The 21,238-nt window shown below is 40.6% G+C and carries 21 protein-coding genes, 1 tRNA gene and 3 pseudogenes; 2 read left to right on the plus strand and 23 right to left on the minus strand.

The genetic code is table 11. The features are described 5' to 3' along the window. Positions 1-2: 2 nt before the first annotated feature. From VSQ32_17015 to VSQ32_17045, 7 genes are all read right to left on the minus strand, one after another. Entirely contained in the window at positions 3-1,040 is a 1,038-nt protein-coding gene (locus VSQ32_17015; protein ID MEH2944506.1) for a hypothetical protein, read from the minus strand. 192 nt (positions 1,041-1,232) lie between these two features. After that, the gene (locus VSQ32_17020; GenBank protein MEH2944507.1) at positions 1,233-1,664 is read right to left on the minus strand and encodes a hypothetical protein; all 432 of its coding nucleotides are present in this window, start codon (positions 1,662-1,664) and stop codon (positions 1,233-1,235) included. A 237-nt stretch (positions 1,665-1,901) separates the two neighbouring features. After that, on the minus strand, positions 1,902-2,087 hold the full coding sequence (locus VSQ32_17025; protein ID MEH2944508.1) for a hypothetical protein: 186 nt from the start codon (positions 2,085-2,087) through the stop codon (positions 1,902-1,904). 171 nt (positions 2,088-2,258) lie between these two features. Next, positions 2,259-2,630 (minus strand): hypothetical protein, encoded by a 372-nt coding sequence (locus tag VSQ32_17030; protein ID MEH2944509.1) that lies wholly within the window; start codon positions 2,628-2,630, stop codon positions 2,259-2,261. A 33-nt stretch (positions 2,631-2,663) separates the two neighbouring features. Beyond that, on the minus strand, positions 2,664-3,113 hold the full coding sequence (locus tag VSQ32_17035) for a helix-turn-helix transcriptional regulator (GenBank protein MEH2944510.1): 450 nt from the start codon (positions 3,111-3,113) through the stop codon (positions 2,664-2,666). Between the two features lie 147 nt (positions 3,114-3,260). Next, a complete protein-coding gene (locus VSQ32_17040) occupies positions 3,261-4,544 on the minus strand; it encodes a HAMP domain-containing sensor histidine kinase (GenBank protein ID MEH2944511.1) in 1,284 nt (427 codons plus the stop codon). After that, positions 4,532-5,206 carry a response regulator transcription factor gene (locus VSQ32_17045; GenBank protein ID MEH2944512.1) on the minus strand — a complete coding sequence of 225 codons (675 nt, stop codon included), beginning with the start codon at positions 5,204-5,206 and terminating at the stop codon, positions 4,532-4,534. Before VSQ32_17045 ends, VSQ32_17040 begins: the two co-directional genes overlap by 13 nt. A 371-nt stretch (positions 5,207-5,577) precedes the next feature. On the opposite strand from VSQ32_17045, the pseudogene VSQ32_17050 reads away from it, so the two are divergent. Continuing rightward, positions 5,578-5,650: pseudogene (locus tag VSQ32_17050) on the plus strand (XRE family transcriptional regulator). Positions 5,651-5,677: 27 nt separating this feature from the next. Here the strand turns inward: VSQ32_17050 and VSQ32_17055 are convergent. The 14 genes and pseudogenes from VSQ32_17055 to VSQ32_17120 form a co-directional block, all read right to left on the minus strand. Beyond that, a pseudogene (locus VSQ32_17055) lies at positions 5,678-6,676 on the minus strand (lysozyme family protein). Then, a pseudogene (locus VSQ32_17060) lies at positions 6,673-7,746 on the minus strand (thioester domain-containing protein). The pseudogenes VSQ32_17055 and VSQ32_17060 overlap by 4 nt, the downstream one beginning before the upstream one ends. 207 nt (positions 7,747-7,953) lie before the next feature. Next, positions 7,954-8,889: a ParB/RepB/Spo0J family partition protein gene (locus VSQ32_17065; GenBank protein ID MEH2944513.1), complete on the minus strand. Its 936-nt coding sequence runs from the start codon at positions 8,887-8,889 to the stop codon at positions 7,954-7,956. Next, entirely contained in the window at positions 8,843-9,670 is an 828-nt protein-coding gene (locus VSQ32_17070; GenBank protein ID MEH2944514.1) for an AAA family ATPase, read from the minus strand. Before VSQ32_17070 ends, VSQ32_17065 begins: the two co-directional genes overlap by 47 nt. A 143-nt stretch (positions 9,671-9,813) precedes the next feature. Then, positions 9,814-10,149: a hypothetical protein gene (locus VSQ32_17075; protein ID MEH2944515.1), complete on the minus strand. Its 336-nt coding sequence runs from the start codon at positions 10,147-10,149 to the stop codon at positions 9,814-9,816. Next, positions 10,139-10,336: a hypothetical protein gene (locus VSQ32_17080; GenBank protein ID MEH2944516.1), complete on the minus strand. Its 198-nt coding sequence runs from the start codon at positions 10,334-10,336 to the stop codon at positions 10,139-10,141. Before VSQ32_17080 ends, VSQ32_17075 begins: the two co-directional genes overlap by 11 nt. 372 nt (positions 10,337-10,708) lie before the next feature. Next, a tRNA-Arg gene (locus tag VSQ32_17085) sits at positions 10,709-10,782 on the minus strand. A gap of 167 nt (positions 10,783-10,949) precedes the next feature. Beyond that, positions 10,950-11,828 (minus strand): DUF3881 family protein, encoded by an 879-nt coding sequence (locus tag VSQ32_17090; protein ID MEH2944517.1) that lies wholly within the window; start codon positions 11,826-11,828, stop codon positions 10,950-10,952. A 100-nt stretch (positions 11,829-11,928) separates the two neighbouring features. Further along, positions 11,929-12,975: an HD domain-containing protein gene (locus VSQ32_17095; protein MEH2944518.1), complete on the minus strand. Its 1,047-nt coding sequence runs from the start codon at positions 12,973-12,975 to the stop codon at positions 11,929-11,931. 78 nt (positions 12,976-13,053) lie between these two features. Continuing rightward, positions 13,054-13,587 (minus strand): DUF4446 family protein, encoded by a 534-nt coding sequence (locus VSQ32_17100; protein ID MEH2944519.1) that lies wholly within the window; start codon positions 13,585-13,587, stop codon positions 13,054-13,056. 82 nt (positions 13,588-13,669) lie between these two features. Then, positions 13,670-14,581: a ParB/RepB/Spo0J family partition protein gene (locus VSQ32_17105; GenBank protein MEH2944520.1), complete on the minus strand. Its 912-nt coding sequence runs from the start codon at positions 14,579-14,581 to the stop codon at positions 13,670-13,672. After that, positions 14,582-15,349 (minus strand): AAA family ATPase, encoded by a 768-nt coding sequence (locus tag VSQ32_17110; GenBank protein MEH2944521.1) that lies wholly within the window; start codon positions 15,347-15,349, stop codon positions 14,582-14,584. A 187-nt stretch (positions 15,350-15,536) separates the two neighbouring features. Beyond that, on the minus strand, positions 15,537-16,181 hold the full coding sequence (locus tag VSQ32_17115; GenBank protein MEH2944522.1) for a response regulator transcription factor: 645 nt from the start codon (positions 16,179-16,181) through the stop codon (positions 15,537-15,539). 15 nt (positions 16,182-16,196) lie between these two features. Continuing rightward, complete coding sequence (locus tag VSQ32_17120) at positions 16,197-17,210, minus strand: ATP-binding protein (protein MEH2944523.1); 1,014 nt, start codon at positions 17,208-17,210, stop codon at positions 16,197-16,199. Positions 17,211-17,603: 393 nt separating this feature from the next. On the opposite strand from VSQ32_17120, the gene VSQ32_17125 reads away from it, so the two are divergent. Then, entirely contained in the window at positions 17,604-18,560 is a 957-nt protein-coding gene (locus tag VSQ32_17125; GenBank protein ID MEH2944524.1) for an alpha/beta fold hydrolase, read from the plus strand. Positions 18,561-18,607: 47 nt separating this feature from the next. Here VSQ32_17125 and rsmG read toward each other — a convergent pair whose 3' ends face one another. Next, positions 18,608-19,330, minus strand: coding sequence for a 16S rRNA (guanine(527)-N(7))-methyltransferase RsmG (gene rsmG, locus VSQ32_17130; protein MEH2944525.1), 723 nt, complete (start codon positions 19,328-19,330; stop codon positions 18,608-18,610). Then, entirely contained in the window at positions 19,305-21,221 is a 1,917-nt protein-coding gene (gene mnmG, locus VSQ32_17135) for a tRNA uridine-5-carboxymethylaminomethyl(34) synthesis enzyme MnmG (protein ID MEH2944526.1), read from the minus strand. The genes rsmG and mnmG overlap by 26 nt, the downstream gene beginning before the upstream one ends. Between the last annotated feature and the right edge of the window lie 17 nt (positions 21,222-21,238).

The raw sequence follows: 21,238 nt of genomic DNA on the forward strand, positions 1-21,238 counted from the left end.
TTTCAGCCCTCCTTATAAAGCAGAATTGAGCCTGTCTTATTTGTAGAACAATCATTGCTTGCAGCAACAGCTACCGCATAGAAAGTATTGAAGTCATCTAATTTAGAGGTGTCTATGATGGCTTCAATTATCCACACATTTCCTTTGCTTAATGTTGCATCGTATGAAATCACTTTATCAAACGATATAGGCTTATGATTTAAGAAGAATGATATGCCATACCTTGTACCCGGCGTTCCGCAAATCGTGTAACGCACTGTAAGTGTATCTTTATTGGTAAGATTGATATTGTCATACACTAATTCGCCATCATAGGAAATAGTCGAATAAACGCCGCTATCCAATGTATCCATAGTAATTCCATCCCAACCGTTTTTCACAAGCTCATTCTCAATAAAAGAGGAAGTGATTTTTTCTTCTGCAACGCTGACATCACGAAAAATATTTTCACTTTCTCCATAAAAGATATCGCTGTCTGGAGCATCCTCATTAAAATGCAGTTTCAGCACTCTTTCAAGGTGTTGGTGATACCAGCCGTAACTTGATGTTTCTTTCATATCGGGTTGGAAAGCGGGATTGGTAATGCTCATGATTGTAATATTTAAAGTATCACCTTTTTTCCCCGTGTTCGGTGTAAACACAAACGAAAATTTTTCTTCGTGTTTTTCTGATGTTTGGAAACAATGGAGATACTCATATTCCGCCCCCGTATCATTTACCTTGTATGCCTGTGGCTTTCCGTCCAAAAAGAGCAGGAAGCCTATGTTATCCAATTTTCCCTCTGATACAAACTGATAGTCCAAGGTAAATTCTCCGCCGTTATACTCATACGGTAAAACACTCTGGTCATCAGCTCTGGCGGGACTCGCTTCCTCGTGGCTGAGAAAACCTAAAGAGCCATCTTCCTCTGATTTTGTGAATGGATTTTCTTCCGTGTTTTGCGGGGGAGCTTTTCCGTCCTCTATGTTATAATTTCCGCAAGCTGTCATAGTGAATAGCAAGCCGCAAATCATAACTAATGATAATATTCGTTTTCGCATTGTTTATCCTCCTGTCATGTTTGATGTATTTCAATTATAAAAGCCAAATGTCAAAATGCGGTCAAGGAATAGAAAATTACATAAGAAAAACCAACAAACTGTGATTTCTCACAAGTCTGCTGGTTCTACGTCTTATGTGTCTTACTCTTTATGTATTTATGTTGCTCGATAAATGGGAATTTTTAAATATTTTCAGTGCTTTTTTGAAGAAACGGCGGCGCAAACTACAAGCAAAATTAAGTCAATCCAGTATCCAATACAAATGTACCCAACAATCGGATGGATCAATTTTATTTCATTCGTCAAAACAACAGCAAGCAGAAGACCTATCAAAAGAAGGACAATGCCGATACCTGCCGAAAAGCGAACAATCTTGTCCATCTGTGCAAAAGAACCGATACACAGTATGATAGCGGAAATCCATACAGCCAGATGAAATACAACACCAAGATAATTAAATGCTCCTACCCCCTCTTGAAAAAGTATTTTAAAAGTTTCAGTAAAAAACCATGAATCCTGATTGACTATCAGCCCATTAGGAAAAATATTATACATTGGTACAGCAAAACTGCATAACAATAGAACAACTGAAACTGTTTTCAAAATTTTATTTTTTCGTTCCATCTACGTTTCCTCCGTAAAATAAATAATCTCAGTACACCTTATTAAGATTAAGGCAAAGGTATCATATTTTGATTTTCCAATGTGTCAAATGGGAAGTTGTCATCTCACAAATTCTTTGAAAGATACAAGACCAAATCGTCATCATTTTTGCATTCCTCATATGGTTTATCTCATCCATCAATCCCGAATTTGCGACGAGGGAAACACTTTCATCAGCGTTTTCCTAAATGGAACATATTACTTGGTGTCAGCTTCCTCATTGAGGGGCTTATAGTTGCTGTCCATGTAGTTCTTTTTCCCGAAGGGAACGTAATTTTCATCCAATAAAATCAAATTTCCGTTTCCCAAATCAGGGAACTGCCGCGCAACCTCCTTGAGCACTTCCCATTCATCTCTGGTATTTTCTTTGTTGTCTTCCTCCACCTGTCTTAGTGCTTCTTGAACAGACTGTTGATCTGCCGTTCCCCAATAGAGAGGATGGGGTTGGAAGGAAGAATGGTAATCGCCGCCCTCATAGCAGAAAAAACAGGAGCAGGGGATTTTTTCAAATAGAATTTTTTGCGCCCCGTCAAGCTCCTTTACCTCCAGACAGTATCACCCATTTACGGTTGCCGCACCATCCCGCGCGGTCATGTTTGCGATTGCCATGATAGTAAGGGGTTCCGTTTTCACGATCATGCCGGGAACCAAAAGCCCCTCCTCGTACATTTCCCGTAAATACTCGTCAGAAAATTTTCCGACAGCCCGCCATAGGAAAAACAATGCAAGAAGGAAACAGATAACGGCGGGAATCCAGCTTTTAAACAAAGAAATTCCTGACATACATAGGAAGCACACGCAGATTATCGCGGAGCTTCTCCGCTTTTTGACGACGGCTTTTATTATTTCATCCTTTTGCCGTATCCGGCTCACATCTGCATGGATGCCGGATTTTACACTTGCCTCAAATTGTGAATAATCGACCATTTTTTCCTCCGTTTCTTACGTTTCTGTAGATTGCTAATATTTTTTATAGATATATTCAGTAAAAATCCGATAAAAACAATATACAATCCAGACCACCCAGGTTATTTCCCACTTGTGTGATATTACAGAAATCATCAAATAAAGAACAGCAACAGTAATAGCAATCATCCAATTCGTTATTTTTTTCTTCCTGGTTATTTCATTGGCTGATACTTTTACAACATCTGACAACAGACTTTCATATTCGTTATCAACGTTGTTTTCTGTTCTTTCACCCTTGAATAATTCTGCTATGGAAATCCCCAGGGATGCAGCTAATGGTTCAATAAGAGATACATCTGGAAATCCGATACCTCGTTCCCATTTTGAAACAGCTGCACTTGATACTCCCAATTCATTCGCTAAATCCTGCTGCGTGCGATTTTGTTCTTTCCTGATAGCGGCAATCAGACTGCCTGTTTTTTGAACGTTCAATATTTTCACCTTCTTTCCGATTTCATAATATCACAAGAAACACCATATTCAAGAAACGCTCCGTTGAAATGTTAAACGCTGCATTGGATTTATGCAAATCCTCCTTGGTTGGCTTTAAGCACGGCACTTGACTCATTGCTCGCAGAAATAAAAATATCAACTCATTTTGTGGACTGCAATTTTAATTGTTACAGAAGCTCCACTCGGAGTAACATTTGAAAGTTCTAAACATCCGCCGTGTTTCTGGCTAAGGACACGGCTTGTAGCCAATCCCAGTCCCATATGTTCACCCGTTTTATCCTCAGAATAAAGAAAGGTATTCTTATTGCGGAGCATTGCCTTTGAAAATCCTTTGCCGTCGTCTGTAATGGTTATAGTAAGTGCATCATCAATAAATGTGTATAGGAAACTCACTTTGCTATTAGCATACCGAATGGCATTAGAAAAGATATTCTCAACAATACGGTAAAATATTTGCTCATCTAATTTTACTTGACATTCGGATACTGTAGAATGATATTCAATCTCCAGGCTATGCTGTCCTGCAATAAGTGAAAGGCTTTCTGTAGCATTTTTCAAAAAATCTGGTAACTGAACGACAGAATACTTTGTTTCGGTTTCTTCAATGGTATTCAAATCACGAATATAATCTGTATAACGCTCAAGTCGTTTTGAGGTTATCGCAAGGTTGGATAGTGTATGCTGCAATTTCTCATCATTCAGACTTCCATTTGTAAAGCATTGCTGCATATATTCGACATAGCCCTCTATAATCGCAATCGGATTTCTGAGGTCATGTGCCACTGATGCCTGTAAAATTCTCCGCTGCTCAATCATATTCCATAGCTGTCGATTGTTATCATACAAAGCTTGCCGCATTTCTTCAAAAGCTGTGCAGAGCCTGCCTAATTCATCGTTACTGTTATAAGCAACTGTAAAATCAAGGTCTTGCCCCTTTATGTGCTTTGTTGCATCTGCAAGAATCTGAATTGGCGGCGATAGCTTTTTCCTATAAAACCACCATGCACATAACATGATTCCTATAACTGAATAGATAAAAGGAAGCCCTGCCATAAAAATGCTTATTGCTCTATATAGTAACTGTTGTTTTGGGCGGAGTGTGGAGAAGCTGGATTCTATTCTCTCTATTGTAAATTCTGTATCCCCCAACTTTTCTTCTTCCGATTTAGCGGGGGTAAGTATAGACATTTTAGAAGGTTCATCAAGTATCAATCTTTGCTTTGCCTCAGATACCGTCCCATCTGCCATAATAGTCTGTGTATGCAGCCAAATTTCCTGTGAGTCGGGGAGGATATTCTTCTGCACACGGTAACAGATATAAATTGTCAAAGCAGAGGATGTAAAAACAATTATCATTGTAATGGCAACCGTCCAGATAAATGCACTTTTAATAGATTTTACTTTCTTCATTTTTTCCATCTATAGCCCATCCCCCAAACTGTTTCTATATATTCCTTGCCCGTAGCTTCAGTCAGTTTATTTCTGATTTTTCGGATATGCTCTTTAATAACATTGCTGTCGCCCTCAGCATTAAAGCCCCATACGGCTTCGTATATCCGTTCTTTATCAAATATCTGGTTAGCGTTACTCATCAGAAACTCGACAATATCAAATTCACGATTTGATAAGTTCAGCGACCTTTCTCCATAAAAAATTTTGCGTTCAGCAAGATTTACAATTAAGCCTTGTGAAGATACGATTTTAGGAGTACGCTTGCTTCTCTCGTCCCTCCGCAGGTGAGCCGCCACCCTTGCGGTCAATTCTTGTAAACTAAAAGGCTTGGTTATATAGTCATCGCCGCCGACCTGCAAACCGTTTACCTTGTCCTGTTCTGTAATCCGAGCAGTCAAAAACAAAATAGGGCAGGTGACATTATTACGGATAATCTTGCATAGCTCCAATCCGTCCATTTCGGGCATGTTGATGTCAAGCAAAATTAAATCTGGATATGTATTCAGCATTGATATTGCCTTCTCCGCATCTTCCGCTGCAAAAGTCTCATATCCGCAATCCTGCAAGTGGCTTGATAATAATTCGGTCAGCATTTTTTCATCATCAACAATGAGTATCTTATATGCCATAGTAAAAACCTCCTAATCTAAAATATTTTAAAGCTTAAAAGTCAAAAAGTGGTCAAGTTCCTACTTTTTTTCGATTATCAACAGGCTTTTGTGCATCTTTCAGAATGAGCCATATCCGATAGATGTTTATTGCGCCCTCAATCTGATTTTTTTAGATATCCGCCGTACCCACCGAAGTGATACGTTCTATTTTTTCGCTTTCCTGTGCTGCCATATATTCAAATATATCTGACTGCCCAACATACCATAATATTATATCCATCAATAAGAACTATAACAAGTCTGCAACCGTAAATGTTCACTACAACATTATATCGCATGAACTTTGGCAAGAAAAATAATCTTACGCAGTCAATTGAATGATTTTTTGATGAGGCGGAACTGACTATCATAGCAGGGACGGCGCAGGAGATATGTAAGGCAAAAGAGCAGCCAGAGGATTGACCTCTGGTTTCCTTTTACCCTGTTGAATTAATAGTTTGGACATCCGTAGCCGTATATTGAGTTGCTTCCGACTGGATAGCTCTGCTGTTTGCAGGCATCCCCAGAGTTGCCCTCCACGGTGTAGACCGTTCCATTCTCGCATTTTTCTACAATGCCCACATGGTCGATTGAGCCGTTGCTCCCCCAATCAAAGAAAATGAGGTCGCCTGCCTGCGGCTCATAGTTCTTATCCTGCCATTGTCCTTTGCCCTTGAACCAGTTCACGCCGTCCGAGCAGAGGGAAAATTTCGGGATGATGCTGCTTTCCAGATAGCCACACTGGTCGGCACACCACGATGCGAAACATGCACACCATTCCACACGCCCCTCAAAGCCGTACCAGCTCCAATAAGGCTGACCGCCCTCGTTGCCGAGCTGTGTCAGAGCCACTTCCACAATGGCTTGATTGCCGCCGCTCGTGAACGCCCGTCCGTATGGGTAGTATCGTAACACATGGGCGGGGTACTGCGTGTCGCCGTACTTCTCCCAACCGAGCCGCTATGCCTGCATAGCGGAAAACTCCACCGCATTTGCATAGGAATAGCCGCCGTAGTTGGTCTTTGCCCATGAGATATACCCGTTGCCGAAGTTGTATCCCTGCAGGGCGAGCTTGATACGCTCCATGTCAATCGGGCTTTCCACTTCGGCTGATGTGAGGGCTGCTTTTAATTCCTGCACACCACACTCAATGGAATATTCTGGGTCTTTGATGCCGTTCGGCTCATGTGGATACTTTTTATTAAAGCTCCCCTCCGCAGCCTGCATCGGGTCGCTGCCTTTTCCCCCAGATTCCTGCATCATCACCGCTTTTATCAGTTCCACATATTCGGGGATGCCGTACTGCTTCGCATACTTCTGTATCAGCGGCGTATAGGCTTCCACCTCCGCACTGACAGAGGTATAGGAAGTGCTTTCGCTGCCTCCCCCGAACAGGGAAACGGCACACCCAAGCAGGACAACGATAAGGATTATCACAATGGCAACCCAGGGAATAAGCCCTCCACCGTGATGTTTCCGTCTTTATCGGTTTTCACGATCTTATTGAACCCATCGCCTTTGATGGTAAAGGAAAGCCCCGCAACAACGCCGTCCTCGGAAGTCTTTTTCAGTGCGACCGTGCCTGTCGGCGTTTCCACGTTGATATACGCCGTCATGGTATCTACGTTTTCCACACCCGTAATGACATCCTGCAAGTTGGGGTCGCCGTAAGCAATCATCATCGCCCCGCTGCTGACCGTCGGCGTGTTATTCCTTGTCGCCGTAATCCTCGCCTTGCCGTCAATCGCCTTTTTTGACGTGATGGTGAGCTTGTTTCCAGACTTTGACACCTTTACATTGCTGTCGGAGCTGGTAAAGGAATACTCGGAAAGGGAATTGTTCTTATCCGTCAGCGTTAAGCTGTACTTCCCGTCCTTATAGGCAAGCTCCTTTGTAATGTCTTTCTTCCCTGCCGACATGAATCTCGGAATCGTGCTGTGCCTTGTCATCAGCGACACAATCTGGTCGTAAACCGCCCTTGCCCCGCTGTTCGCATAGTTCGAGCCAAAGTGCAGGCTGTAAACGGTCGTGCTTGTCTGGCTGTACGGACTTGTGGAATTGCGGCATCCCGTGACGAACTCCCACACAAGGGTCTGGGTGGCAAGCCACTTCTCATCGTCGCTCCCAGACAGATTCCCGCTGTTGCCCTGATACCCATAGAGCAGGGCAAGCCCCACCGCCTTCCTCTGTTCTGTGGAGAGGGCGTTCCAAGCGTTGGAAGAAGCCTTTGCCAATGTGTTCCCCGTTTTCAGTGGCACGCCTGGCTGAAGGCAGAACGCCGTTTCCCTGTCCACATACATACGGTATTTGTATTCGCCTGTCCCTCCTGCAGTATGACCTCCAATGTTGGCACTGGAATTATACCTCATGGCGTTCCCTGCACCGTCGTAGGTGTGGGTAAAGCTAATCGTTCCGATGTCGCCCGCCGCAAACGCTGTCGTGGCAGGGACGGCGGACAATGCCGTGACCGCAGCCAGAGCAAACGCCGCAGCCCTTTTGAATATTTTACGAATCTTCATCGTTACCTCTTGTTCGTTCTCGTGTTGATAGTTACCGTCAAAAAAAGCCGCCCATGTGGACAGCTCTAATAATTCTTTTCTCGGATAGTTACTGGCAGTATCAAGGGGGAGAGGTGTGGAGAGGGGGAAGTTCAAAAAAATTTGCTGTCCCCCAAAGGGCAGACTTCTCCCTCGGCGTCCCGTGCCAAAATCCCCATTTTTCCTGTTCTACCTCTCGTGGGCTTTGTTCCGCTGCAAGTATCGGTTATAAAACTCCAACGCCTTTACGACAAAATCCGTTTCCTGCCCTTTGGGGATGGATTTCGGTATGAGCTTGGTTATCCGCTCGTCCTTAAAGGCAGGCTTCTCTTTCTGGTTTGGCTTATCCTCCTGCATGATGGACTGGATAACCTCGTCCGTGAGTTTTCCCTCCTGCATAAACTTTTTCATCTTGATAGCCTGTGCAAGTGAGGGAGTGGCATCGTTGTAGCCCATCGCTTCAAGCAGGGTGTACTGCTGTTCCTCGGAAAGATAGGAGATTTCCACCGCAGGACGGAAAGCAATCTGGCGTTCATCTACCATTTGCAGAATTTCGGGTACAAGCTCGGTCAAACGAATATACCTCTGAATTTGATTACGGCTTTCTCCAACCTTTTCAGCAAGCTCGGCATCGCTTCGTAACTTTGTCCCCAATGGGGACGAAGTCAAATCACTCCTTTCTCCCTGCCGCTTCATGGCTTCTAACCGCATCTTATACGCAAAGGCTTTCTCACTTGGCAAGATAACAGAGTGTTGGAGATTACTTTCAACCATGGCAATAATCGCTTCATCATGGGCCAGCTCCTTAACCTCACATTTTAGCGTTTCAAGCCCTGCAAGTTCACAAGCCTTTTTCCGCCTGTGACCGCTGATAAGCTCGTACCGTCCGTCCTCTTTTTGCCGAACTGTCGCAGGGGTCATTACGCCGCTCCGACTGACACTTTCCACAAGCTGTTCCATATCCTCATTCATCAAAACCTTGAATGGGTGGTCTGGGAACTCATCAATTTCGGAAATGGGTATCTCCCTTATCTTGCTTAGATTCGCTTCTGCTCGGCTCTCGTCCGTTTCAAAGAGGTCATCGTATGCGGTCAGCTCGATTTCTGTTCTTTTGTTTCTCGCCAATCTCTGCCACCTCCTTTCCGAATTGCTCATAAGATGCGGCTACCTTGCCGCCTTTGTCGTAGGCAAAAATGCTTTTTCCCTCTGCGGTGGCTTCTACTGCACGGATGGAATGGGGTATCTGGGTATCAAACACCTTGATTCTCTGCCCATATGCACTTTTCACCGTAGCGGTGATTTCCTTAGAAATATTTGTGCGTGGCATTACCATCGTCATTAAGATACCGTCAATCCGCAGATGGGGATTGATTTGCCGTTTGACCTTAGAAACGGAGCGAAGCAACAGCTCTAAGCCTTTGGCAGAAAGATAGTGGGGCTGTGTCGGGATAACCACGCTGTCAGCCGCCGCAAGAGCATTGATTGTCAGCATACCCAAACTCGGCATACAGTCAATAAGGACAGTATCGTAATTCTTTTTTACTTCATTGATGCAGGTTTTCAGCACGCTTTCACGGCTTATGGCATTGATGAGCCTTACTTCCAGTCCCGACAGTTCAATGTTGGACGGGAGCAGGTCAACGCCCTCGTCATGGTGCAGGATGCTTTTGGAAACATCGACGGATTTATCATCAATAATATCCTGCATAATGGTTGAGAGTGTATTGGGTAAATCGTCTGGTCGGCTGTAACCGAGCGACATAGTTAAATTTTCCTGTGCATCGGCATCAATCATCAGGACTTTTTTACCCTGCTGTGCCAGACTAACACCCAAATTTACCGCCGTGGTGGTCTTTCCGACACCGCCTTTCTGGTTCGTCAGAGCGATTACTTTGCAATTTGACATAGGTGCGTCCTCCTTTCGCATAAATTTAGCCACTTTGTCAGAGTGGCTATGTAAAGGATTCATGGCAATAAAAAAAGCCGACTGGCTGTTTTTTAACTACACCAATCGGCTATGTAAAATTTATTCTGCTTTTATTATCTGTCTTATCTGCACTGTCGTGATAAGGCTTCTCTTATTCTCTCTGTATCCCATTTTTCTGGGAACAATACCGCCATAATATGAAACGCATCCATCAGCCCTGCAATATACGCATGAGTGCCATATTCAAAATCCTGCTTATCCCTACAATCTAAAAGATGTTGGCAAACCGCCCTCTGCTTCTCCGTCAAATCAAGCTGATGAAAAGCATCCTCTGCACTTCCCTCGTTATTACTATCCTTTTGATAACTTGCATCGGCTTGTAACAGTTTCAATACAGATTCGTCTTTCAGTTTCTCTACTGCTATTTTTATCAGTTCTTTAAATTCCTTATCGCACATCACTTCCTCCTGCCATTCCTACTCTTAACTTTTTTATAGGTGCATGGATAACCTTGAAAATAAGTTCATCAACACAATCTGTATATCTGCCCTGCTGTATAAGCTGATTTTTCAGCTCCACAAGGCTATGTAATAAAATGCTTCGCTCATTGCTATCCACATACAAATGATTCTTCTTTTCTCTCATATATATCACCATCCTTTTTTTATTTTCATTATATAAGCAGACAGCGGTATCTTCAAATGTACGGGGATTATGTAACACCAGAAAAAAGCTCTTTGAACGAGTAACTTTTGCCTTTTCAATTAGCAGACTTTTTAGCATGATTTTTGCTCCAATTAGCAGGAAAGGCATTTTGATTAGCAAAAACCTCAATTTTCCTGCTAATCATTAGCAAGCTAATCGGTGACGATAATTAACAGTTCAATTTCTCTTTAGTCAAATCTGATTAGCAAAAATCGCTTCTGCTAATCGCACATTGTTATGAGTTCAAATTCTTTTGGAAAATGAGAAACGCCGAAAACCTTGAAAAATCAATGTTTTCGGCGATGTTTTCAGCGTCGCTAAGAGGATTTGAACCTCCGACCTACCGCTTAGGAGGCGGTCGCTCTATCCAACTGAGCTATAGCGACAGTTACAAAATCTATATTTAGTTTTACTTGTTACCTTTTCCCTTGTCCTCCTGGGCGAGTGTTATAACACTTTCTTAGGAGGCGGTCGCTCTATCCAGCTGAGCTATAGCGACAGTTACAGAATCTATTATATTTTAATAGTTTCCATCTGTTTTGTCAATGACTTTTTACATCTGATAATGAATCTTTCCCTGCATCCAGATGGTGCCTTTAAATCTTCGGCCTACTGCAGGTTCACCCAGTAAATCTTCCTGATTGACGCAGACGTCAAATATCAGATGATTACTGTTCAGGGTGAGGACATAAGATTTTTCCTTTGTCTCTTTATTTTCCGCTGTATAGAAATCAAGGATTTCTCCCATAATACTGTACTGGTCGCTCTCAATTCCATAAGGCATAAAATAAGTATCCACAATGGAGAGAATATCTTCCGTCATAACCCGCCTTGAAATCATGGAATAAGTATCAATATCTTCCAGGGTCAGGCTCTCCATTGCTTCTTCGTCCCCTTCCCTTGCGGCTGCCATCAGATGATTCCGGTTATTGGTATATTTTTCACCGCTTTTAATCTGATTTTCATTCTTATAAACAGGCAGGATGATTTTTCCACCCGTAGACAAAGCCGAAATGGTAGTGTTTACAGGCATTTTTCTTCCATTTTTCGTCCTGCATTCCTGAAGATATTCCACTGCATTCTGCAGATAAAAAATCAAAGTTACACCGATTCTCATTTCATCACAGACGCCTGCATAAGCCTCACGGTCAGAACGTTTCTCAATTTCCACTCTTTCTTCCGTACTGATTCCGCTTCCTACAAAATAAGGATAATAATATTCTGCATGAAATACTTCCCCTGTATAATATCCCCGAACTGCAATTCCTGTAAATTCTCCAAATTCCCTTTTTAATTCTGCAAACACATTTCCTTCTTCATCCTCTGTTATTACTTTACAATCCGGATGATCTATAATATCCTTAATCAATAAATCAAGTTCATTTTTATTTTTTAAATTTCTGAATCCGATACTTCTCAAATAACTATGCAAGTTTTTCCCCTCCCTCCTGGGATAAACAGATTGATTTTCAGGAATCTGAACGCTTCTTTTTCATTATATAATATAACATAATATTTTGCAATTTTTTTGTTCACTCATAGAAAGAATTATTTTTGATGGTTATAATTTTAGGTGCTTCTCTCCGGTTTAGATTTTCTGTTACGATTTTACTCTGCTCCAGTTCACCTGTATATAAGACCACAGGCGCCTGAGAATTTTCTGTCTGAGAAATTACTACAGCATTTTTCCCGTTTTCAGTTCTGACAAAAGTACCGGCAGGATAAATGCCAATTTTCTTTTTCAGTATCTTTTCCATGCGGTTTTCAAATTTTTCATGATCCGAAATAATTTCGAAGGCCTGATAAACAGATGTCCTGCTGCTCTCTATTCCGGATACTGCACAGTCAAAAGCATCGCAAATCTGTATCATCCGACACTCTTTCTGACTGCTTTTCTGCTTCAGAGGATAGCCGCTTCCATCCAGTCTTTCATGATGAGAAAGTACCATGATTTTTGAAATCTCAGGTATCCATTCTTCTCCCTGCAAAGCTGTGTATCCCAGGACAGTATGCTTTTTCATTTCATAAATTTCTTCCTGATTCATAAACTGTTCGGAACAGTTTTTATAATCCACATTAAGATACTGATATCCAAGGTCATGAAGAAGGCAGCCCATAACTGCATCTTCCATTCTTTTTCTGGAAAAACCATATTCTTTTCCCAGTATCATAACCATAATGGTAATAAACATGGTATGTTCATATAAATCAGGCGTACGATTCCACACATCCAAAGCGCGCTTTTCTTTTGTCTTTTCAAACACAGTAACTATGTCTTTGCCAAGGCGTTCCAGCTTTCTTAAACTGTTGCCCTTCCGGTAAATATGATGAGACAATATTTCTCTCAGGTCGTTTTCAAACTTCAGGAACATATTTTTATCAAAATAAAAATTTGCTTTCTCGTATTTTTCAAAGGGATCTTTTATAAATACTGTCCGGATATTCAGTGCAGCCAAAGATTCTTTGTAACCTGCTTTCAAAACTGTTCCTGTTTCAAGCAGTACTTTTCCATTTTCCAGACATACACTCTTTGCCAATACTTCATTTCCTGTTAATTCCGATACCTGATATTCTCTCATATTGTACCTCTTATATAATTCCGCCCTGGGTTTTTATCCACCCAGGGCATCGGTTCGGACTGAAAAGAGCTATACTCCCTAATCTTCTACCGGTGCAGTTAATTTCTTTAACCCCATTGCAATATCCAGTGCCTCTTTTTCTTCGTCCGCAAGTACAATAATGGAATTACCATTAACGATTTCTTTGATATAAGTATAACATCCTTCCCTGCTGTGCATTGCATTGATGATAAATCCATCATTTTTCTGATCAAGCAACGCCAGGGAAAAACTTAATTTTCCGCCCATCTCATGAAAAGCATCATATTTTACCATCCCAACCTTCTGGAACGTAAATTTCAGGCTGTCGAAAATCTTCTGAATGTTCTCTCTGTTTTCTGCCTCGTAAGTTAAAAGCTCGTCCACTTGCTGAATTCGTTTCACCAGAGTATCTTCCAATGATTCCGCATTTTTTCCCATCATAAATGCTTCGTATTTTTTTCTCAGTCTTCCTGTTTTAACAATATTGACAATCAATAATATAAACAGGATTAACATGACCCCGGACATTATTGCGAATGTCAGCAAAAAGTCATCTGCTGTAAAGGATAATCCCAATAAATCTGAATGCATAGTTTCCTCCATTCCTTATACTTACTGAATTCTGATATTCAATAAATATATGGCTTTATGTATATTTTTTAAGAACATATGTTTATGTATCTATCTGATGAATTGACTGGAATAATTCCAGTATTCTTTCCAGCTCGTTGTTGGAATAGTATTCAATTTCTATCTTTCCCTTATCTTTATTCTTATAATGAATAGCCACTTTTGTTCCCATAATAGCTTTCAGCTTCTGCTCCATATCTTCATAGAACACAGACATATTATCATCTTCCTGCTTTCTGGGAAGTTCTGTTTTCTGTTTCTGAAACTTTTTCACAAGTTTCTCTGTTTCCCGCACGCTTAATTTTTCATCAAAAATCTGTTGTGCAAGATTATACTGATCCTCATTATCCGGAATTGCAAGAAGAGCTCTGGCATGTCCCGTCGAAATCAAATCATCAATTACCATTTGCTGTACCCGCTCGTCCAGCTTCAGCAGCCGCATGGAATTTGTAACTGCTGTTCTGGATTTGGATACCCGTTCTGCTACTTCGTCCTGTTTCAAATGAAACTCATTTAATAATTTCTTATAGGCGAGAGCTTCTTCAATGGGATTCAGGTTTTCTCTCTGAATATTTTCAATCAGAGAAATCTCCACCATTTCCTGTTCCGTCAGATTTTTAATAATAACCGGAACCTCTTTCAAACCTGCAATTTTTGCAGCTCTCCATCTTCTCTCTCCCGCAATAATTTCAAAATAATCTTTTTTATCCTGCACCAGCAATGGCTGTAAAATTCCATACTGTTTTAATGACTCTGAAAGTTCCAACAGGGAGTCTTCATCAAAACTTTTTCTGGGTTGTTCCCGGTTTGGCTCTACTTTTGCTATCTTTACAAATGTTACATCTTTATCCGGTTCCGGAGTTCTGACTGTTTCTGTCGTTGCTGCGGTTCCGACTTTGTTTGTAATAAGACTGTCCAGACCTTTTCCCAATCCACTCTTTTTTGCTGCCGCCATTTATATTTCCTCTCTTTCTATTACTTCTTTTGCTAAGAGACGATAGCTTTCCGCACCGGCAGATTTGGCGTCATACAAGTTAATCGGCAGACCGTGACTGGGTGCTTCTGCTAATCGAATATTTCTTGGAATAATAGTCTTATAAATGGTAGTATTCAAATTATTTTTTACATTTTCCACAACCTGCAACGACAGGTTTGTCCTGGCATCGTACATGGTAAATACTACCCCTTCCATCTGAAGGTTTGGATTTAATCTTTCCTGTACCAGATTAATCGTATGAATTAACTGGCTCAGTCCTTCCAATGCATAATATTCACACTGAATTGGAACCAGGATTGTGTCTGCGGTAGTCATGGCATTGATAGTAAGCATATTCAGAGAAGGAGGACAATCAATAATAATAAAATCATAATCATCTTTTATATAATCCACTTCATTTTTTAAAATATACTCCTTATCATTGATACCCAGCAATTCAATTTCTGCTCCCGCAAGATTTACATTGGACGGGATTAGAAAAAGTTTATCAATCTCTGTCTTTACCATACTTTCACGAATGGTACACTCTCCCAGCATAAGTTCATATACTGTATTACTTAATTCTGCTTTTTCTACGCCAAAGCCACTGGTTGTATTTCCCTGGGGGTCCATATCAATGGTCAATACTTTCTTACCTTCTTCCACAAGACAGGATGATAAGTTGATTGCTGTAGTAGTTTTTCCTACCCCGCCTTTCTGGTTGGCTATTGCGATAACTCTTCCCATATTATTTTCCTTTCCTCTTATGTTATGTTTATTATAGCACCTTTTTCTTTCTATTACTATAGGCAATTCGTTCAAAAAATGTTTCACGTGAAACATTTTTTTAGTTTATAAAAAAGGAGGAGAATGTTTCACGTGAAACATTCTCTTCCTTTCAATTTATCAGATGAACTACGATAACACATGTTATCTAAAAAATATCTATCAACTTATTTCTAATTGAAAAAACTGCAGCCTGTGTTCTATCTGTCACTTCTATCTTTTTAAAAATACTGGAAATGTGATTTTTCACAGTGCGCTCACTGATACTTAATTTTTCACCAATCTCTTTATTATAAAGACCAACCGATAATAATTTTAACACTTCCATCTCCCGTCTGGTCAACAATGCAATTTTTTCTTTATCAACATTTCGTTCAACCATTTTGGAATTCAGCAAAGGTATCATACTCGGCTGTATATAGGTTTCTCCTTCAATCACATGAAAGATTGCCTTTTTTAATTCAGAGGAATCAGACTCCTTCAACAAATAACCGTCGATTCCTATTTCTACTGCTTTTAACAGAAATTCTATTTCATTATGTACTGTCAATATTACAACTTTTACATTGACATTATTTTCTTTTAATTTTTCCAAAACCTCCAATCCATTCATTTTTGGCATATTAATATCCAGTAACAATACCTGAGGAACTGTCTTCTCCAGAAGACTCAAACATTCAATTCCATCACTCGCTTCACCAATTACTTCCACATCACCATCCAATTCAAGTAATTGTTTCAATCCTTCTCTTACAATAGAGTGGTCATCTACAATCACAATTTTTGCTGGCATATTTGCACCTCCTCCTTATCTAATTGGTAATTCGGCAACAACCTTTGTCCCCTTTCCTGGTTCAGAGATGATTTCCAATTTTCCCGACAGGAGATATGCACGCTCTCTCATCATGAAAATACCAAATTCTGAACCATCACTCATTTCTAAATTTTGAATATCATTTATAATGAATCCAACTCCATCGTCCTCAACCTCAACCACAATTTTTTCTTCCAGATATTTCACCTGTATGAATACGTGCTTTGCGTTTGCATGTTTTAAAATATTATTACATGCTTCACTCACGATTCGCAAAATACCCAGGGACACAATTGGAGAAAACTCTATGGATTCACCTAATGTTTCATATGAAACATTCAAAATTTCACTTTTACGAAGTCTGGAGATTTCTTTTTCCATAGCAGCATCCAGTCCAATTTCATCCATATATACAGGATGTAATTCATGAATTACGCCCCTCACATTCTGAATAATATCTCGCACACTTTTTAAAATTGCCTGAAATTCCAAACGACAACGGACTGTATCTACATCCATAATTCTGGAACAGATTTCTATTTTATGAATCGTATTTGTAAGATTCTGAAGTACTGTATCATGAAGATCTTTTGCAATATGCTGTTGTTCTGTTTCCTGAATTTCTAAAATTTTCTGCTTATAAACTTTATATTTTTCCTGCTGCTCTGCTTCCTCAGAATAAGAATTTTTATTCTCACGTGCAGCCTTCAATACCATTTCCAGCTCTGCCAGAGAAACATTCAAATCTTCTGTTTTTTCTTTCAGTTCATTTGCTTCTGCTTTTAATCTCTGCTGTTCTTCCAGTAAAGCCTCTATCTTTAAATGATTTTCCTGATCCACTTCTCTTGGTGAAAAAGATTCAAAATTTTCATCCAGTGTATTTTCCAAAGCCTGAATGAATTTCATATTATCTTTAATAAGAATATCTTTTTTATGGTACTCTCTTTCTAAATTTAATTTTTCCTCATACATCTGATGATGCATTTTTTCCAAATATGCTACTATCATACTCTTGCCTTTAGAACATATGTTTGTACTCTGATACTTTTAATCAATTACTCCGCTGCAAGCAACGGGGTATTTGATCCTCGCAGCATTCGTCAAATATTCATGCAAGCATGGCTATTTTCCTCATTGCTCGCGGAAATAAGAGATTCAGAATAGTCACACAACTTAAAATCAAATTAATAATAATCATATTTATTTTATCTCAAATTCAAAAATATGAAAAGATATATTTTGAATTTTTTGTCATTTATTTATACTTTTTTCCCACAGCCTGATTATACTGAGATGAACTGTTACGAATAACTTTTTTCAGAACATGTTTTTACTTGTATATCCAGACCATTTCGTCTATAATATAAGAAAAACAGAAAGAAGATAAAGGAGGCGGCTATCATGAAAAAACAGATTCGTAATCTTTTACTTTTGAGTTCCATAACAGGTATCAGCATGTATGGTATCAATAAGGCAATCAGTATTTCATCCACAGCCAACAACTTACTGAAGACAGATAAAGGGAATTTTTTTAACTGGAGATATGGAAACATTTTTTATACCAAACAGGGAAAAGGAAGTCCTTTACTTCTGATTCATGACCTGAATCCTGCATCCTCTTCCTGCGAATGGGATAAAATTTCAAAACATCTGGCAAAACATCATACGGTCTACTGTGTGGATTTACTGGGATGCGGCAGAAGCGACAAACCGAACATGACATACAGTAACTATCTTTTTGTCCAGTTAATCACCGATTTTATTAAAAATGTAATTGGCTCCAAACCGGACATTATCGCAACGGGAGATTCTGTTTCTTTCGTTCTCATGGCCTGCAATATGGAACCGGAACACTTTAAGCGAATAATTATTATCAATCCCGCAAACCTGGTGGGACTGAGCAAAACACCCAATAAAAGAAAAAATGCTTTGAAATTCTTAATCGAACTTCCTGTTTTTGGTACCATGATTTACAACCTTGCATTTTCAAAGAAAAATATTGACAAAACATTTTATCATGACTATTATTACAAAAGCCATCTGGTTCCCAGCCGCCTGACAGATACTTATTATGAAAGCGCACATACCGCAAACAGCTATGGAAAATATCTGCTGTCCAGTATTAAATCAGACTATACCAATATCAATATTGTCCACGCTCTGAAAAAAATAAACAACAGTATTTTCCTGATTGGAAGCAGAGGAAACGAACACAGCGAACCTGTCATAGATTCCTATGTGTCCTACAATCCTTCCATTGAAGTTTCTTATATATCGGAATCAAAATATCTGCCTCAGCTGGAAGTTCCGGAAAAGCTGATGGAAATTTTAAATTTGTATCTGAATCCTGTGAAATAAAAAAAAGCTGCTGGAAAAGTGAATTCTTTTTCAGCAGCTTCTTTTTATTACTGAATGGGAGCTCTGGAAGGAGTTCCCGCTTTTCTCGGATAGGATTTCGGCGTCCGTTTTATCTTTTCAATCTGAACAAAAGATCTGGAAACATCCGTCTCCGGCAATACAAATTTCTCTATATTTACGATTTTTCCGCCCAGAACAGCAACGGCTTTTCCGGCCTGTCTGACTTCTCCTTCTATCTCTCCGGATTTATAGGAGATAAATGTTCCTCCAGGTTTCACAAAAGGTATACAGTACTCACTTAAAGCTGAAAGATTTGCTACTGCTCTGGAAACACACAAATCAAACTGTTCCCTGTATTCCTTTTTCACAGCCATTTCCTCTGCTCTCCCATGAATTGCAGTAACACCAGATAAATTTAATTCTGATATTACCTCCTGTAAAAAGAGTACACGCTTATTTAATGAATCCATCAGTACCATATCCAATTCCGGAAACATAATTTTAAGAGGAATTCCGGGAAATCCTGCTCCTGTTCCCAAATCCAGTACCTTCATGATTCCGTTCAAATCCACACATTTTATAAGGCTCAATGAGTCCAGAAAATGTTTTTCCACCACATCCTCAAATTCTGTAATGGCCGTAAGATTCATCACTTTGTTTTTCTCTGTCAGCATTTCATAAAAAATTAAAAACTGATTTATTTTTTTATCTGAATACGGAATTTTCAATTCTTCCAGACCCAGTTTAAACTTTTCCAGTTGATATGTCATCTGTTTCTTCCTTTCTGCGGTACATCTGCTCCAGATAAACCAGCAACACGGATATATCTGCAGGAGATACGCCGGAAATCCTGGAAGCCTGCCCCACATTGACCGGCTGGTAAAGATTCAGCTTCTGTTTTGCTTCAATTCTCAGGCTCTTAATCTGATTATAGTCAAAGTTTTCCGGAAGTTTCCTTTTTTCCAGCTTTTTAAACTCTTTTACCTGCTTCATCTGCCTTCTGATATAACCGTCATATTTAATATTGATATTCACCTGCTCTGCCACATCCGCAGCCAGAGAGGGTCGTTCCCTGTCAAGCTCCGCAAGGTCTTCATAGGAAAGTTCCGGACGGCGTATCAGTTCCGCAAGGGTAACTCCTGTCTTTAAAGGTGTACTGCCCCGCTTTTCCAGAAATTTCTGCACTTCTGCTCCAGCTCCCAGGTTCACATGCCGTACTCTTTCCACTTCCTGCTCAATCAGACGCTGTTTTTCCACCACATGTTCATACCGCTCCTTACTTATCAACCCAACCTGATACCCAATGGGGGTAAGACGCAAATCTGCATTATCCTGACGCAGAAGCAGACGGTATTCTGCCCGTGAAGTCATCATGCGGTAAGGTTCACGGTTATCTTTAGTCACAAGATCATCAATCAGCACTCCAATATAGGAAGAAGCACGATCCAGAATCAGAGATTCTTTACCCATACAGAACCTGGCTCCATTAATTCCGGCTACCAGCCCCTGGGCTGCAGCTTCCTCGTATCCGGAACTGCCGTTAAACTGGCCGCCTGAAAAAAGCCCTTTTATATTTTTAAATTCCAGAGAAGGAGAAAGCTGTCTGGGATTGATACAATCATATTCAATGGCATAGGCATTCCGTACAATTTTTACATGTTCCAGCCCGGCTACCGTACGGTACATTTCATACTGCACATCCTCCGGCAGTGAACTGGACATGCCTCCCACGTACATTTCATTCGTATAAAGGCCCTCCGGTTCAATAAAAACCTGATGTCTCTCTTTATCTGCAAATTTCACCACTTTATCTTCAATGGAAGGACAGTATCTTGGCCCGGTTCCTTCTATCATACCGGAATACAGAGGAGAACGACTCAGATTATCCCGGATAATTCCATGGGTTCCTTCATTAGTATAAGTAAGCCAGCAGGAAACCTGGTCAATCTGCACATCCTCCGAACTGGTGGTAAAAGAAAAAGGTACTACTCTCTCATCCCCTTTCTGTTCCTGCATTTTGCTGAAATCCACAGACCTTTTATCAATTCTGGCGGGAGTTCCCGTTTTAAAGCGAAACAGTTCTATGCCATTTTCCCGCAGCGATTCCGAAAGATGATTTGCAGCCTGAAGACCATTTGGGCCCGTATAATTTACCACATCCCCGTAAAGGCATCGGGCCTTCAGATAAGTTCCGGTACAGAGCACCACAGCTTTACTGTGATAAACTGCTCCGGAAAAAGTTTTCAGACCTTTCACTGTCCCCCCATCCACAATCAAATCTGTTACTTCTGCCTGACGGATGGTCAGATGTTCGGTATTTTCCAGTGTGGCACGCATAAGAGCGCTGTATCTGGCTTTATCGGCCTGGGCACGAAGAGAGTGGACGGCAGGCCCTTTGGAAACATTCAGCATTTTGGACTGAATAAAGGTCTTATCCGTATTAATACCCATCTGGCCTCCCAGAGCGTCAATCTCTCTGACAAGATGACCCTTGGAACTGCCGCCGATATTGGGATTGCATGGCATAAGTGCAATACTTTCCACACTGACAGTAAAGAGAATCGTCTCCATTCCCAGTCTGGCACAGGCAAGGGCTGCTTCACAGCCTGCATGTCCTGCCCCCACCACGCAAACGTCATATTCTTCCGTAATACAAGGCATAAAATTCTCCTTTCAAA

This window comes from Lachnospiraceae bacterium JLR.KK002, from assembly GCA_036941025.1.
Classification (GTDB): domain Bacteria; phylum Bacillota; class Clostridia; order Lachnospirales; family Lachnospiraceae; genus Petralouisia.

Excerpts from the sequence above, each read along its gene's own strand:
- VSQ32_17015 (MEH2944506.1), bottom strand. The coding sequence starts at position 1,040 with ATGCGAAAACGAATATTATCATTAGTTATGATTTGCGGCTTGCTATTC.
- VSQ32_17020 (MEH2944507.1), bottom strand. The coding sequence starts at position 1,664 with ATGGAACGAAAAAATAAAATTTTGAAAACAGTTTCAGTTGTTCTATTG.
- VSQ32_17030 (MEH2944509.1), bottom strand. The coding sequence starts at position 2,630 with ATGGTCGATTATTCACAATTTGAGGCAAGTGTAAAATCCGGCATCCAT.
- VSQ32_17040 (MEH2944511.1), bottom strand. The coding sequence starts at position 4,544 with ATGGAAAAAATGAAGAAAGTAAAATCTATTAAAAGTGCATTTATCTGG.
- VSQ32_17045 (MEH2944512.1), bottom strand. The coding sequence starts at position 5,206 with ATGGCATATAAGATACTCATTGTTGATGATGAAAAAATGCTGACCGAA.
- VSQ32_17070 (MEH2944514.1), bottom strand. The coding sequence starts at position 9,670 with ATGTCAAATTGCAAAGTAATCGCTCTGACGAACCAGAAAGGCGGTGTC.
- VSQ32_17075 (MEH2944515.1), bottom strand. The coding sequence starts at position 10,149 with ATGTGCGATAAGGAATTTAAAGAACTGATAAAAATAGCAGTAGAGAAA.
- VSQ32_17080 (MEH2944516.1), bottom strand. The coding sequence starts at position 10,336 with ATGAGAGAAAAGAAGAATCATTTGTATGTGGATAGCAATGAGCGAAGC.
- VSQ32_17095 (MEH2944518.1), bottom strand. The coding sequence starts at position 12,975 with ATGAGAGAATATCAGGTATCGGAATTAACAGGAAATGAAGTATTGGCA.
- VSQ32_17100 (MEH2944519.1), bottom strand. The coding sequence starts at position 13,587 with ATGCATTCAGATTTATTGGGATTATCCTTTACAGCAGATGACTTTTTG.
- VSQ32_17105 (MEH2944520.1), bottom strand. The coding sequence starts at position 14,581 with ATGGCGGCAGCAAAAAAGAGTGGATTGGGAAAAGGTCTGGACAGTCTT.
- VSQ32_17110 (MEH2944521.1), bottom strand. The coding sequence starts at position 15,349 with ATGGGAAGAGTTATCGCAATAGCCAACCAGAAAGGCGGGGTAGGAAAA.
- VSQ32_17115 (MEH2944522.1), bottom strand. The coding sequence starts at position 16,181 with ATGCCAGCAAAAATTGTGATTGTAGATGACCACTCTATTGTAAGAGAA.
- VSQ32_17120 (MEH2944523.1), bottom strand. The coding sequence starts at position 17,210 with ATGATAGTAGCATATTTGGAAAAAATGCATCATCAGATGTATGAGGAA.
- VSQ32_17125 (MEH2944524.1), top strand. The coding sequence starts at position 17,604 with ATGAAAAAACAGATTCGTAATCTTTTACTTTTGAGTTCCATAACAGGT.
- rsmG (MEH2944525.1), bottom strand. The coding sequence starts at position 19,330 with ATGACATATCAACTGGAAAAGTTTAAACTGGGTCTGGAAGAATTGAAA.
- mnmG (MEH2944526.1), bottom strand. The coding sequence starts at position 21,221 with ATGCCTTGTATTACGGAAGAATATGACGTTTGCGTGGTGGGGGCAGGA.